Below are 15,269 nucleotides of genomic sequence, written 5' to 3' on the forward strand. Positions count from 1 at the left end.
TTCTTGCTTCGGCGATACGCCAAGTCGACAACCATGGATAACTGATATGGCGCTTGAAGTCAATGTAAACGCTCGGAGCTTTTTTTATGATTTCTGATATGCTAGATTTGATGATTGAAATATGATTTTGGCCTAAAAAGAAAGTCCCCTTATCGTTGACCCCTAATAACGTCTTTTTCAATACTGTCAATTTTTTGTGTGGATCCAGAGAGCAAGGCGGAATCTACGGTCTGAAAGGTTCCGCTTCAGCATTCTTAATTGCTTCGGCTATTAAACGGAACGTTGGGCCAATTGTATGGGTGCATCCTGATGACGACTCAGCGTCGCGTTCTGCGAATGATCTTAGTTTTTACCTGGGTCTTGATGAAAAAAATTTGAACCGGCTCAGTGATCCGGTTGTCCATTATCCCGAAACACTTGCCGTTCCATATTCCTCCGGGGCATTTGAGTCGGATGTATGGACCGAACGTATGGCATGCCTGTTTCGTCTTGTGTCATATCCGATCCCCCGGGTTATAACCATAAGCATCCCCTCTTTGCTCAGGAAAATTATACCTAGAAAAGAATTTGATACTCTGAGCTTCAGCATCTCCGTCGGTCATGAAATTGACAGGGATTTGCTGTGCGCAAATCTTGTTAGGGCCGGGTACTCAAGAGCGCCTCTTGTCGAAGATGTGGGCGACTTTGCTATCAGAGGTTCAATCCTCGATATTTATTCTCCCTTATATTCCAATCCGATAAGAATCGAACAGATGGGTGACCTCGTTGAATCAATGCGCTTCTTTGACCCATCTAGTCAGAGATCCCTGGATTCCAAATCCGAGATAATGATCTGCCCTATTCAAATGGCTCCCCCCGATGAAGAAGCTCTTGAGAAAGGACTCGAAGAAATTGTTCGGGTTTGTGAGTCCAGAGGTATTGAAAAGAGGGTTCGACAGGGGTTACTGGACGATTTCAGGCATAGAATAAGATTTCCGGGAGTTGATCTTTACACCTCATATTTCAGAGAGAGCCTTCAATCTTTCCTCGATTACTTGCCGATGGAAACTCTTATTCTCCTTCCGGACAGCGAAACAATTGACCGGTGTTTCGAAGATCATGAACAGGAGGTGTTTCACGGATTTGAATCAGCCGTGAACAGTGGTCTTCCTGTTCCGGAACCTGGTTCTTTATACATTTCCAGGGATAACTTTCAGGAGTTGCTTGATTTCTTTCGGGCGGTGGTCATGGCCGATCTCGAAACAGAAAAACAGGCCGGTCCAACTTTTCGTATTGTTTGCGATTCCAATGTCGACATAAGACCGGCCGTTATGAAGGACAAAGCATATGATCGAGCCATGTCCGGACTCGTTCACATGATGGATGATTGGCGCGACCTTGGAAATGAAGTCTACATAGTGAGCCACACAGAAGGTCAGGCTCAGCGATTAATTAAATTGCTAGAGCCGTACAAGGCCAACCTGAACTATCAGGGAACGGCCTTTGAGATGCCGAGCCTCGACTCTTCATCGGCGCCGGGAATCTATCTTTACGTGGGGCCACTGGCCACCGGTTTTAGAATTCCGGAAATCGGAATTGTTACGGTTACTGAAGAAGAGATTTTTGGTCCTAGAGTCCGGGCTTCGGTACGTAAGCACGCTAGAGGCGTGTTCGTCTCTTCGCTGACCGATCTTTCGGAAGGTGAAGCAGTCGTTCACGAGAATTACGGGATTGGCATTTTTAGGGGACTGACGTGCAAGGAATTTGATGGGATCGCCGGCGAAGTAATGGTGATCGAGTATGCCGGCGGTGACATACTTTATCATCCTGTTGAACGTTTGCAGTCGATTCAGAAATTCATATCCGGGGCTGAAGCGCCTCCGCGAGTGGACAGACTTGGGACCAAAGGGTGGGAAAAAACCAAGGCCAAGATCAAGAAATCTATTCGTGAAATGGCCAAGGAATTACTTGAAATTTACGCCAGAAGACAGGTCACGTCGAGGCCTCCTTACGCTCCTTGTGACCAGAGTCTGGCTGAATTTGAGGCGTCTTTTGAATTTGAAGAAACCCCCGACCAGGCCAAAGCCATCCAGGAGGTAATGGAATCTCTCGATTCAGATCGTCCGATGGATCGTTTAATATGCGGCGATGTTGGCTATGGGAAGACGGAAATAGCCATAAGAGCCGCCTTCCGAATCATGATGGACGGAAAACAGGTTGCTGTGCTGGTTCCAACTACGGTACTCGCTCAACAGCATTTCGACACTTTTTCCAAGCGCTTTTCAGGTTATCCAATAAATGTGGAAATGATATCTCGCTTCAGATCCACTACAGAACAAAAAGAAATTTTGACAAAACTTGAACAGGGCAAAGTCGATCTGATCGTCGGAACTCACCGGCTTCTTCAAAAAGATGTTAGCTTTAAAGATCTCGGTTTATTGGTGTTGGATGAAGAACAGAGATTCGGAGTCGCCCATAAGGAGCGTATCAAGAAATACAAGGCTCATGTTGATATCTTGACTCTCACCGCTACCCCAATTCCAAGAACACTGAATTTTTCTCTCACCGGAATGAGAGACATGTCCATAATAGAGACTCCTCCTACAAACCGGCACGCGATCAGGACTCATGTTCTTAAGCAATCTGATGGAGTAATCAGGGAAGCCATAATCAAGGAATTGAACCGGGGTGGCCAGGTATTTTATTTGCATAACAGGGTTCAGAGCATCTATAAACGAGGCTCAGCGCTTCAGAAGCTGGTTCCTGAAGCCCGGATCGGCGTAGCGCACGGGCAACAAACGGACAATGAACTTGAGAAGGTCATGATAGATTTCATCACCGGCAAAATCAATGTTCTTGTATGTACAAGTATAATTGAATCTGGTTTGGATATCCCCAGGTCAAACACTATAATCATCGAGCGCGCCGACACTTTCGGGCTCGCTGATTTGTATCAGTTGAGGGGTCGGGTTGGCCGTTCCAGCGTTAGAGCTTACGCTTACCTGCTCACACCGCCGGAAACACTTATGACCCATGACGCTGTTAAAAGGCTGGCGGTAATTCAGGAACACTCAGAACTGGGACAAGGTTTCAAGGTTGCCATGCGAGACATGGAAATTAGGGGGGCCGGCAATATTCTAGGGGTGTCTCAGTCCGGTCATGTTAATCAGGTCGGTTATGAAATGTATCTTCAACTCCTCGAAGAAGCGGTTCTAGAAATAAAGGGTGAGGAACCGGAAACCAAAATTGATCCGGAGATAAATCTCAAGATTGAGGCGTACATTCCTGATGATTATGTACCTGAAGCCAACCAGAGAATGAATTTTTACAAGAGGTTATCGAGAGCTTCCAGTAGAAATGAGATCGATGGAATCGAGGAAGAAATAGTTGATCTGTACGGCCGAACACCTACTCAGGTGAACTCGCTGTTGATTATTATGGCTATTCGGCTGATCATGAAAGAACTTCGCGTCTCGAAACTGGACTATAGTAAAGAACAGTTGATCATATCTTTCGATCCGTCAACTAACATGAGGCCGGAATCTCTTATTCAATGGGTTCAGAAAAAACCAAAATCTCGTCTGGCGCCCGGAGACAAAATCCTGTATCAGATAGGATCTGTTGAGTCTACGGAAAGAGCTACCGCGAGTTTGAGCGTGCTACGAGATTTAATCGCCTTGACAAACGAACCGGATATAGATCGCACGAACACCACGCCGCAATCCGGAGAATCTAGAGTCAAATATAAATTCTTTAAAAAAAGAGCTTTTGGAACAAAACAATGAAATCTAAGTTTATCCTGATTTGTCTTTATTCCGTTTTTGGTTTTTTCGTCTTTCAGAAAACGGTTCTCGCCGCCGGTTACTCGGATAGAATAGCGGCTATAGTAAACTCAGACGTGATCCTGGAGTCTGATGTAAAAAAGCAGAAACAGCCATTGATAAGAAGTTTGGTGAATTTGCCTCTGGGGATTGTCCCCCCTGGAAAATGGCCGACTGAAAGAGAAATTCTGGATGAACTCGTAGTCATTCACCTTTTGGAACAAGAAGCCACGAAAAAAGGAATCACTCTGGATGATAAAGCGGTTGACGCGAGTATAGATTCCATAAAGAAACGTAACAACTTGACGGATGAACAGTTCGTGCTTTTCCTCGCGGCCAACGGACTTAGTTTCGCGAACTACAAACAGTTGATGACTCGACAATACCGGTTGACCAAACTGATTGATTCGGAGGTCACCAGAAAAACACCCATTAGCGAGGAAGACGCCGAGAAATATTACAAAAAGCATGAATCTGAAATTAATCAGGAATACCAAAAGCTTCTCGAGAGTATGGCTCCTCCCGCGCCGCCTGAAGAAGAATCCAAACCTAATATTCCTACCGAAGAAAAGGTCTTTCTTGGAGGAAAGATCAGGCTTCGCCAAATAACCCTTAAAGTTGGAGGCGGGAAAAAACCTAAAGATGTCCAGCGGGTCATGGAAACTGCCAAGACAGTATACCAAAAAGCTCAGACTGGAGAGGACTTCAGTAAACTGGCCAAGAAATATTCTCAGGATAATTTAGCAAAAAGTGGAGGTGATCTCGGATTCATGGATTACAAGGACATGGTTCCACAACTCCAGAAAATGGTCCAACACATGAAGGTCGGAGATATGACCCCTCCCTTGAGGACCGCGGATTCGTTTCTTATGTTTTATCTTGATGACGCGAAGAATCGGAAGGAAAAGAGTCTACCGATTCCCGAAAAAACGCGTAAGGAACTCGAAAAGCGATGGAAACAGGAATACGAAAAGAGGTTAGCGGCCAAGAAATCGCAGACGACCCAGAAACGTGAACAAGAGAGTATGAATGCTGAAGTTAATCAAAATATCTCTCCTGAAGATTCAAAGAAAATTAAATCTTTGGGTATTTTGACCCCTGAAGAAATCAAAGATTATTCAAAGGTTCGCAATAAAGTCATTACCATTCTAAGAACCGAATTGATACAATCACGGATGAAAGATTGGATTGACGAACTTAAACGCAATTCCATAATCGAAGTAAAACTTTGAAAAAGTGTCAATTCTGTTTTCTTGTAAAATTTAGGGAAAGTCCCGCCCGCTGGTTGGTTAATGTCGCGTTCGGCGCCTCCCTGTCTTTTTTTTGATTTTACTGTCCAGAAAGTCCGGATCGAAATTTAGATGCTGTTCAACTTTATAGCCTCAAGAGTCTCAAGAGATTTGGCCATAGATCTGGGTACAGCCAATACCCTGGTCTATAGCCGCGGTTCCGGCATAGTGGTTGACGAACCTTCTGTTGTAGCTATTAGAAAAAGAGACAAGAGAATCTCGGAAGTCTGGGTTGGCGTTGACGCAAAGAAGATGATTGGAAAGGTGCCGGAATCGATAGAAGTATACAGGCCGTTGAGGGACGGTGTCATAGCCAATTTTGAAATTGCAAGCCTTATGCTGAAATTTTTTATCCAGAAGGCTCACGGCAGAAAGGCTTTTGTCCGCCCCAGGGTCATAATTTCGGTTCCGTCCGGTGTAACTCCTGTAGAAAGAAGAGCTGTAAGAGACGCTACTTTGAATGCAGGAGCGGGCGAGGTCTTTGTGATAGAGGAGGCCATGGCTGCTGCAATGGGCGCAGGCCTGCCTGTTACCGAACCGATGAGCAACATGATTGTGGATATTGGCGGGGGGACGACAGAAGTCGCAATTATCAGCCTTACGGGGGTCGTTTATAGCAATTCGATCAAAATTGCTGGCGACAAACTGGATTCGGACATCCTGAACTTTGTAAGAAAAAATTACAGTATACTGATTGGCGCCTCAACTGCCGAACAAATCAAAATGCTCATTGGTCGGGCTTATATTGAAGATGATCAGGAAGATGAAATTGATATCAAAGGTCGAGACTTAATGGACGGGATACCCAAAACCATTACCATAAACTCCAGTGAAATCACCATGGCAATCATGGATTCAGTCAACACCATCGTGGACAGCGTCAAATCAGCCCTCGAGCAGTGCCCTCCGGAGTTGGCGGCGGATATAATTGATACGGGAATAGTGCTTACGGGCGGAGGAGCGCTATTGAAAAACCTCGATGTAAGAGTTAAGCGTGAAATAGGAGTTCCCGTTGTGGTGCCTGACGATCCATTGACAACTGTTGTTAGAGGGGCGGGCATGATGCTGGAAGACATCGAATTACTAAGAGAAATCGCCAATAACTGATAGTAAAACCTAGGGTTTTTCTGGGATCGGCTGGCTGCCGTAAATCTGGTTCGTCGTGTAGAGCCCACCCTTGATAAGTGTTTCGTTGATGTTGTTTCTAGTGACTAGTTTTACGGGAGTGACTATGGTGGGGACCTCCATAGTTCCATTGTTAACCATTTTATCAGGTTTGATTATTTCGGTTATCTTCTTTCCTGGATTCCTCGCAAGTTTGACAGCGACCTCTGCGGCCTTTTCCGCCAATGGGTCGATCATCTTCCACACATCTACGGCCTGTCTTCCTTTGACGATGTATCTGATGTTGACAAGATCAGCGTCGGCTCCAGCAACGAACACACGGTCAACATGATCCAATCCTCGCTCTTTCAGCGCTGCAATCACCCCTGTGGCAAGCCCGTCATTGTTGCAAATGAACGCGTCCACCTGGGCGCCGAATTTGGCGAGGACATCCTCCGTGGTTTTTTGCGCTCTGGCAGGGTCCCAATTCTTGTGCGTCTCCTGGATCACTAGATCCAGGCCTTTGTTGGCCCTGAGGACCTCAACGGCTCCTTCACTCATGAAGAATACGTTGGAGTCACCCGGTTGCCCCATTATGAGCGCCACCTTGCCTTCCACTTTGCCTGCCTTTCTGGCTTTAAACCACTTCACAAGGGCCTCACTCTGCAGCTTTCCCACCGCCCAACTGTCCTGCATGACCATGACGTCCAGCGGGCTGTTCATTGGAAGACTGTCATACCCCACAACCCTAACCCCTCGCTGGTGCGCCATGGTAACAAGAATGGCGGCAGTCCCCGTGTTAACCGGCTGCAACACAATCACCTTAACCCCGTTAGCCAGCATATTTTCGAATCTGGTGACCTGCTCCATTTCGCTGTTATAACATGAATCAAAAAGTGGGATCGCCCCCAACGCTTTGGCCTTGGCCAAGAACACGCTCCTGTCTTTTTGGTAGCGTTTCTCCTGCATGGTTTTCAGGATAAAACCTATCTTGACCTTGTCAGATGCGTAGACCGGACATGAGAGCATTATCGTGAGCGCCAAGATCACTACAACAATGGAACCGTTTTTCATCTGGATACCTGCAAGGATCGCATCTTATATTAATACACTGAGACCTTTTCGGCTGCTTGTCCCTATGCGGGGGAAATGGCAAAATTCAATTTTTGTTCATTTACGGTCCTGAGGACCATGGCGGGATCGGATAAACATACTGCTCTGACGCAAATTCTTTGGGCCAAACAATTTCCAATGTCCCGCCCAGCCACTGACTGAGGAAAGTACGCACGGAATTCTGCTGTGTCATCTTGCCTTCGGACACAAAGCGGACCGGTCCGAATACCGTTTGCGTGTCAGTTGCGGTTAAAGCCTGCCGGACACCGCTAGGAGTCAAAGAGGGTGTACGATTGAAAGCATCAGCAATCACCTGCATGCAAGCATATGCCTGAGCGCCGTGGTAGTCGGTGGACGACAGAAATCGTAAGACGTAATCGTCAAAGTATTTCTGAGCGCCGGCATAAGGCAACCGAGGGCTCCATAAGTCAACGGAAAAAACGTGGTCAGAAGCTCCTCCAGCGACCAGCATGAACTGTGAAATCGTGAAACCCTGGGCAGTTCCGGCAAAAATCTTCGGGGTAAGATTCAATTCCTGTGACTGACGCATCAAAAGAGCGCCCTCAATTGGCAAGGAACACATGAAAACGACATCGGGCTTGGAATTTCTTACTTTGATTAGCATCGGCCGGAAATCTGTCGAACCAATCTGAAAAATCTCTCGAGCGACGATTTTCCCCCCTGTCTTCTGAAAAGCTTTCGCAAACCGATTTGCGGCTTCCCTGCCAAAAAGGGAATTCTCGCAGACAAGAGCCAACGTCTGAGGATTTACGACTTTTTCCAAGAACGACAATAATGGCCCAAAATAGTGGCTCAAGGGGGGGCCGATCCGAAACACATATTCCCATCCCTGCTCAGTTATTTCGTCTACGCAACCGGAAGTGATCAGGAATGGAACTTTTTTCTGTTCAGCAACTGCAGCTATAGCCCAGCCGGCTTCAGAACGAGACGCCCCTGTCAAAACAAGAACTCCGTCCTCGGAAATCAGTTTTTCCGCCGCCGATCCAGCGAGGTCGGGTTGGCCATTGTCGTCTTCGACAATGATCGCCACTTGGCGCCCATTAACACCGCCGGCCTTGTTGATCTCGTCCACAGCTAGAAGAAACGAGTTCCGCTGAATTTCTCCGAACCTTGCCTGGGCTCCGGTCATCGAAAGCACTACACCGACCTTCAAAGCGGCAGTTGGGTTTTCTGCTCGACACGTCATCGGAACTAAAACAAGGCTGATGGCAATCCAGGAAACGATCATTTTCATGGCCGGTCACCAAGTCATCAAAAGCGGAGAGTTGTGATTACCTGTGTATGCTTCATCAGAGACTATCAGCAACACATGAATTGTCAAGGGGCCGATTTCCAAACGGTCAGGAATCGTGTATACTATGGTGGGTAGTGCTTTACGGAGGAGCAGCGGGATTTCTCATGCCAATGCCAGGGACAGAGACAACAAGGAAATTAGAGAGGCCTGAGCAGCTCGAAGAGGTCCTCAAGTTTGCTTCTGCGAGAAGCTGGCTGGCTCTTTCCGCGATGTGCATCGCTGTGGCGCTTGCTGTGCTATGGGGAATATTTGGTGAGGTGCAGTCAACCGTAAAGGGAGAGGCTATTTTTTTGACCGAAGGGGGACTGTTCCAGATCGTTGCAAAAGAGTCAGGGCACCTTCAAGAGGGCAAGGTACGTGCCGGTGACGCGATCAAGGCAGGACAAATCGTCGCAATCGTCTCCAATCCCCAACTTGAGAAACAAATTAGTGTGAAACGGGCGGAAATTGCGGAAATGGACCAAAACCGCGTCCGACAGGTACAGTTGATTCTTGCCAAAGTAGAAACTCAAAGGCGTGTGCTGGAAGCCCAGAGATTGGAATTCTTGCAAAAGAAGGTATTCATCGAAAGGCGTATTAGGGCTCTCGACGAGCGAGTCAGAGTGTATGAAGAATTGCTGAAGGAGCAAGCGGTCACACGCCAGGCTTATCTCACAGCCAAACTGGATTTTGAAAAAGCATCGGAAGAAGGCGCTCTAGCCGAAACAAACTTGAGTGAAGTACTCTCCAAGAGAAGAGAACTCGACGCGAATACTCATGATCAAATTTTTCAACTAAAATTTAAAGTTGACGCATCTAATAGAGAGCTTGAATCCCTGCAAAGGAAACTCGATCTGACTACCGCTATCCGCAGCGATTTTCCGGGTCGAGTCATTGAGGTCCTGGCAAAGCAGGGACAGCTTGTTCGCGAAGGCCAAGCGGTCGTTACCTACGAGGCAGGTAGCGCCTTGTTAGAGGTAGAGATTTTTGTACCAGCGTATGAAGGGAAGAAAATTCATTCCGGCATGGCGATCCAGGTGACGCCTTCCATCGTTCAGCGCGAGGAATACGGGTTTATGACCGGAAGAGTCAAGAGCGTGGATCTATTTCCCATCTCAAGGGAAGCTCTGGTCTCCTGGCTCAAAAATGAAAAACTGGCTGATTCTATTATGTCCCAAGGCCCCGTCCTCTCGATTGTGGGGACGCTGGATAAGGACCCTTCAACCAAGAGCGGCTTTCATTGGTCGTCACAGAAGGGGGCGGACGTGATAGTCACTGTCGGGACTCTGGGTTCGGCCGGGGTAGTTGTTTTGAAACAGCCGCCTTTGGCGCTGGTTTTACCAATGATGAAAAAGTGGTTGGGCATCTGAGATGAATCCGCTTCGTTTCCTGAAGTCCAAGGGCGCACACTGGCCCCTTATCCGGCGAAGGACCCGGTCTCGCACCCCCACTTTCATACAGATGGAAGCCTTTGAATGCGGCGCTGCAGCTCTGTGCATGATCATGGCTTTCTACGGAAGATGGATAACGCTGGAGCAGATGCGTGTCGAATGCGGCGTTTCCCGTGACGGCAGCAAGGCAAGCAACGTGCTCAAGGCCGCTCGAAGGTATGGTCTCATTGCCACTGGTCACCGTCCTGAACCCGAAGAACTAAAAAAACTCCCTTTTCCCCTGATCGCTTTTTGGAATTTTGAACATTTCGTGGTCGTGGAAGGTTACGGTCCCAGGAAATGGTACTTGAATGACCCTGCATCGGGGCCCCGAGAAGTCGGGGCAAAGGAATTTGATCGCAGCTTCAGTCGAGTGGCAATGACCTTTACGCCCGGCCCCCAGTTTGAGAGAGGAGGCCGCAAGCCCAGCACAATGAAGGCCCTGATCAGACGAGGAAAAGGGTTGGGGCCGGAGCTTCTTTTTGCTGTCATCGCTGGGTTGGGGCTTGCTGCAGTAGGACTTTCCATTCCAGCGTTCTCAAAAATCTTCGTGGATGAGTTCCTCTTGGGCGGTATGCCATATTTCGTGCGCCCGCTGCTCGTGGGCATGGGAGTCGCCATTTTTATCCAGGCCGGGCTTACCTGGCTTCAGCAAAGCATCTTACTCCGCCTGGAAACGAAATTGGCCTTGGTGAATTCCAGCAAGTTTTATGTTCATCTCTTACGGCTTCCAGTCTCGTTTTTCTTTCACCGTCACGCAGGTGAGGTAGGGTCACGAATCGCATTGAACGATGTCGTCGCTCTTCTCCTTTCGGGACAGCTTGCTACCAGCCTCATCTCGTGCTTTACAGCCGTATTTTTCTTCCTTGCCATGCTTCAGTACGACGTCGTTCTCAGCCTTTTTGGGGGAGCAATCGCTGTCATCAATCTTGTTGCCTTAAAATACGTGTCACGAAAACGGAAAGACCTGAACAAGCGAAACTTACAGGAGATTGGTAAGTCCTCGGGAATTTCCATGTCAGGGATGATGTCGATAGAAACCATCAAGGCCACGGCAGGCGAGACAGATTTTTTTGCGCGATGGGCTGGTTATCAAGCCCTGCGCGTCAATGCCCAGCAGGAATCCGGTTCCTTTTCTCAACTGTTTGGCATGATCCCGTCGGTTCTCGCGAGTTTAAGCTCAATGGTGATTCTTGGACTGGGTGGTATCAGGATCATTGACGGCTTCATGAGCATTGGCGGCCTGGTGGCGTTTCAGATGCTCATGGGTAGTTTCAACAGCCCTTTTTCCACTGTAGTGTCTCTCGGGGCCCAAGTCCAGGAACTGGAGGGATCGGTCCAACGCCTCGATGATGTTCTGAATCACGAAGTAGATCCCCAGTTCGAAAAAAGTGAGAACCTTCCCCTTTCACCCGATACGCCCCCAAAACTGACCGGTAATTTGATTATAAATGGGCTCACCTTCGGTTACAGCCGGTTCGACAAACCGCTCATCCAGGATTTCAGTCTGACATTAACCCCTGGAAGTCGAGTGGCCCTGGTTGGTGGGTCAGGCAGCGGCAAGTCGACCGTTGCGCAACTTGTCGCGGGGATATTGCAACCTTGGAGCGGCAGCATCTTATTTGACGGCAAGCCTCGATGGGAAATTCCCCGTAAGGTCATGGCCAATTCGCTCGGTATGGTGGACCAGGAAATCATGCTGTTTGAAGGCGCCGTTCGAGAAAATATCGCCCTCTGGGACAGCGCCATGCCGGACGAGGTAGTGATCCGAGCTGCGCAGGATGCGTGTATCCATGACGATGTGGCGGCTCTAAAGGGTGGGTATGACCACATTCTTGAAGAAGGTGGCCGCAACCTCAGTGGAGGGCAGGCGCAAAGAATCGAGATCGCCAGAGCCTTGGCAATTGAACCAACTATACTGATCATGGATGAGGCTACCAGCGCCCTTGACCCCCTCACGGAAAAAAAAGTCGACGACAATGTGAGAACTCGTGGGTGCACATGTCTCATTGTCGCCCATCGTCTTAGCACCATTAGAGACTGCGACGAAATACTGATTCTGGATAAGGGCAATGTGATTCAACGCGGGACACATGAAGAGATGGCTCGGGTGGACGGACCTTATGCCCAGTTGATCAAAGAATAGTAAGCCCATGTGACCGTTTATCGAGGCGCGCCCGCGACCTTGCCGCTTTCCTGGTGAACGGTTACAAATCCGTGGTGGCGCTACCGGTTAACGGATGCGCTGTTGGGATCGAGGAACCTTGTTGACCGACAAATCGATGGAATATCTGCGTAAACTCGGTGAACCCCTGCAAATAGGAGCGAACCAACCATTTCGGTTAGATCAAGCCGACTGGTTCTGGATAGTAGGACGAGGGAACATCGACATATTCTCAGTGAACGCCGAGAATGGACGATGGACAGGACGGCGCAGCCGATTGTGCCGCGTTTACTCCGGCGAGGTCATTTTCCCCTTGGCGCCCGAGGACGTGGCTAGCTCTTTGCGGTTTCTTGCGGTGCCAGGCCCTGATACCCTTGTTGTGAGGATCAGCCTCGCAGAGTTGGCAGAGGCGCAGAAAGATAGCGATCTCTACGATGCTTTGGCGGAGGCGACGGAAATCTGGGTTTCGCTCATTTCGGCGGCTCTGACTGTTGGGCTACAAATCCCTAATCTCGCCCTGGAAGTCAAAAAAGACGAAACGCTGTATCTGGAGCCAGGTCAGACAGTTCGCTGCGGCAATAGCCCCGTCTGGATACTGCAGACCGTTGGGACAACGCGGATCATGGGTCGCAGCGATCTCTCCGCACTCCGGGAAGGTCATTACCTGCCTCTCACTTCAAATTTCTGGCTTGAGGCCGGCGAGGCTGCCGAATTGCATGCGTACAGCCTGACAGATCTACTCTCTCGGGGGTTGGACCTGCGGTGGCTCCTCGTGAATTTTCACCAGGTAGTTTGCGAGTCTGTGCGCATCGAGCGAACACATGCGGAAAGCCGGGACAAAGTTCGACTCCAGTCCTCAATTGAACAAGATCACCTTCTTGCGCAGAGCGCTTTTGGCCACCTTTCAGGGGTCCTGGCCCAGGCCGACATTGGGCCTGAAGTGGCGACTCAGGATTCCCTGTTCAACGCGTGTCAAGTAATCGGACATGCTCTGGGAATCAAGATCCTTCGACCCCCATCATCATCCCGAGAACTGGACATTGACGCAGCCCTCCTCCGCATAGCGGGCGCGTCAGGTTTAAGAACCAGACAGGTAAGACTCAGGGGCAGTTGGTGGAAAGAAGACAACGGCCCCCTCCTCGGCATACTGGCTGAATCGGGCCTTCCTGTCGCTCTCTTACCCGATAGGGCAGGACGCTATGAATTGCTTGAGCCTTCCACCAACACCCGTACACCTTTGGACGCTGCGATTCTTGGGAAGTTGGATTCCAAGGCCTACGTATTCTACAGACCATTTCCCGAACAGCAACTTACGCCGTGGTCACTGCTGCTGTTTGGTTTGGCCGGATGCCGGAGGGACTTACGGCTGATCTTTTGGCTGGCGATTGGTTCCGGGCTCCTGGCGACATTTGTTCCTGTGGCCACGGGTGTGCTGTATGATTCGGTCATTCCCAGCGCTGACAGAACTCTATTACTTCAAATGGTGGCGGGCTTGGCCGTGGGCTCTTTTGTCGGGGGCATATTTCAGCTCGTGCAAGGGCTTGCTCAGCTCAGATTTCTCGGCCGTATGGGAGCAAGTCTTGAAGCGGCAGTGTGGGATCGGCTTTTGAGTTTGCCGGTGGTTTTCTTCAGACGCTTTTCTTCCGGCGATCTGGCCAATCGCGCCGGATCCATTTACAGGATTCAGCAAGCCATTTCCGGCGCGGTTTTGTCCTCACTTCTCACAGGAATATTCTGCATGTTTAATATTTCCCTGCTGTTCTATTACGGACCGATCCTCGGCATTGTAGCGCTGGGGATTCTGGCCGTCGCCGTAGCAACCATGCTGGGATTGTTTGCCATGCAGCTTCGCTATCAGAGGCCTCAACTGGATTTGGAAGGGAAGATCAACGGGTTCAATATTCAGATTTTGACAAGTATGGCGAAGATCAGGGCAAATGCCGCAGAAACGCGCGCATTTGAGAAATGGTCCCTCATCTATTCCCAGCTAAAGGCGCTCCGCGTGAAATTTCGAAAGGTGGGTATGGTCACAGCCATTTTTCAGGCATCACTTCCCCTGATCGCAACCCTAGCCATTTTTGCGGTGCTGGCTCACACGTGGAAACCAGAAGATCCGACCATTCCTACGGGGCAATTCCTTGCGTTCACTGCGGCCTTGACTGCGGTTATCTCCGGCGTGATGTCCGCTGTAGGTAATTTGACGGAGGTGCTCTCGGTTAAACCGATGTATGAACGCATGCAGCCCATAATACAGGCGACGCCTGAAACACAGACCGCGAAGAAGGACCCCGGTGAACTGAGCGGAGCGATTGAAATGGCGCATGTCAATTTCCGATACAAATCCGACGGTCCGTTAATCCTGAAAGACGTGAGCCTGAAGGCCGATCCTGGAGAGTTCATTGCCCTTGTTGGTCCCTCCGGATCGGGAAAATCCACTATCCTGAGACTCCTTGTCAGATTTGAAACTCCTGAGTCTGGATCGATATTCTACGATGGGCAAAGGCTTGCGGAATTGGACATTCAAGCGATAAGGCGTCAACTCGGTGTCGTTCTCCAGGGAGGTAAGTTGCTTTCAGGGAACATATACGAATCTATTACAGGAGGATATCGCCTGACCCTCGAAGACGCATGGGATGCCGCTCGCATGGCTGCCCTGGACAAGGAAATTGAGGCTATGCCTATGGGAATGCATACCGTAATCGGTGAAGGGGGATCAGGTCTTTCCGGGGGGCAACGCCAGAGGCTTCTCATCGCTCGAGCCATCGTGAGGAGGCCGCGCGTCGTGTTGTTCGACGAGGCGACCAGCGCCCTGGACAATCCGAGCCAGTTTTCGGTCAGCAAAAGCCTTGAGGGTCTCCAGGCCACGAGAATCGTCATCGCTCATCGGTTGAGCACCATTCGAAATGCGGATCGTATCTACGTGCTAGCGCGCGGCGAAGTTGTAGAATCTGGCTCCTATGACCAACTCATGGCCAAGGGAGGGATTTTCTCTGATTTAGCGAAGCGGCAAATAGCCTGATACGATTATCAGCGGCCAACACATATATCCCGCCTGATTTCACTCTTTCCCACAAT

8 protein-coding genes are annotated in these 15,269 nt (G+C 49.5%); 6 read left to right on the top strand and 2 right to left on the bottom strand.

Features of this window, described 5'->3' with window-relative positions; all coding sequences use genetic code 11:
* Positions 1 to 155 precede the first annotated feature (155 nt).
* The 3 genes from mfd (at position 156) to WC647_08675 (ending at position 6,196) form a co-directional block, all read left to right on the top strand.
* On the top strand, positions 156 to 3,764 hold the full coding sequence (gene mfd / locus WC647_08665) for a transcription-repair coupling factor (GenBank protein MFA6222375.1): 3,609 nt from the start codon (positions 156 to 158) through the stop codon (positions 3,762 to 3,764).
* Positions 3,761 to 5,032, top strand: a complete 1,272-nt coding sequence (locus tag WC647_08670; GenBank protein ID MFA6222376.1) for a peptidylprolyl isomerase — start codon at positions 3,761 to 3,763, stop codon at positions 5,030 to 5,032. Before mfd ends, WC647_08670 begins: the two co-directional genes overlap by 4 nt.
* 129 nt (positions 5,033 to 5,161) lie before the next feature.
* Entirely contained in the window at positions 5,162 to 6,196 is a 1,035-nt protein-coding gene (locus tag WC647_08675; protein ID MFA6222377.1) for a rod shape-determining protein, read from the top strand.
* A 9-nt stretch (positions 6,197 to 6,205) separates the two neighbouring features.
* On the opposite strand, the gene WC647_08680 is transcribed toward WC647_08675, so the two are convergent.
* Together WC647_08680 and WC647_08685 are read right to left on the bottom strand one after the other, a co-directional pair.
* Positions 6,206 to 7,267, bottom strand: a complete 1,062-nt coding sequence (locus tag WC647_08680) for a substrate-binding domain-containing protein (GenBank protein ID MFA6222378.1) — start codon at positions 7,265 to 7,267, stop codon at positions 6,206 to 6,208.
* A 100-nt stretch (positions 7,268 to 7,367) separates the two neighbouring features.
* Positions 7,368 to 8,561, bottom strand: coding sequence for an ABC transporter substrate-binding protein (locus WC647_08685; GenBank protein MFA6222379.1), 1,194 nt, complete (start codon positions 8,559 to 8,561; stop codon positions 7,368 to 7,370).
* 164 nt (positions 8,562 to 8,725) lie between these two features.
* Between WC647_08685 and WC647_08690 the strand changes: the two genes are divergently transcribed.
* From WC647_08690 to WC647_08700, 3 genes are all read left to right on the top strand, one after another.
* Positions 8,726 to 9,970, top strand: a complete 1,245-nt coding sequence (locus tag WC647_08690; protein MFA6222380.1) for an NHLP bacteriocin system secretion protein — start codon at positions 8,726 to 8,728, stop codon at positions 9,968 to 9,970.
* Between the two features lies 1 nt (position 9,971).
* Positions 9,972 to 12,176 carry an NHLP family bacteriocin export ABC transporter peptidase/permease/ATPase subunit gene (locus WC647_08695; protein MFA6222381.1) on the top strand — a complete coding sequence of 735 codons (2,205 nt, stop codon included), beginning with the start codon at positions 9,972 to 9,974 and terminating at the stop codon, positions 12,174 to 12,176.
* A gap of 121 nt (positions 12,177 to 12,297) precedes the next feature.
* Complete coding sequence (locus WC647_08700; GenBank protein MFA6222382.1) at positions 12,298 to 15,213, top strand: NHLP bacteriocin export ABC transporter permease/ATPase subunit; 2,916 nt, start codon at positions 12,298 to 12,300, stop codon at positions 15,211 to 15,213.
* Positions 15,214 to 15,269 lie beyond the last annotated feature (56 nt).

The sequence above is a fragment of the Desulfomonilaceae bacterium genome (assembly GCA_041662605.1).
Lineage (GTDB): Bacteria > Desulfobacterota > Desulfomonilia > Desulfomonilales > Desulfomonilaceae > CAJBEZ01.

What these genes read in the sequence shown, in the direction of transcription:
- WC647_08680 (MFA6222378.1), bottom strand. Translation starts at nt 7,267, where the DNA reads ATGAAAAACGGTTCCATTGTTGTAGTGATCTTGGCGCTCACGATAATG.
- WC647_08685 (MFA6222379.1), bottom strand. Translation starts at nt 8,561, where the DNA reads ATGAAAATGATCGTTTCCTGGATTGCCATCAGCCTTGTTTTAGTTCCG.
- WC647_08695 (MFA6222381.1), top strand. Translation starts at nt 9,972, where the DNA reads ATGAATCCGCTTCGTTTCCTGAAGTCCAAGGGCGCACACTGGCCCCTT.
- WC647_08670 (MFA6222376.1), top strand. Translation starts at nt 3,761, where the DNA reads ATGAAATCTAAGTTTATCCTGATTTGTCTTTATTCCGTTTTTGGTTTT.
- WC647_08675 (MFA6222377.1), top strand. Translation starts at nt 5,162, where the DNA reads ATGCTGTTCAACTTTATAGCCTCAAGAGTCTCAAGAGATTTGGCCATA.
- WC647_08690 (MFA6222380.1), top strand. Translation starts at nt 8,726, where the DNA reads ATGCCAATGCCAGGGACAGAGACAACAAGGAAATTAGAGAGGCCTGAG.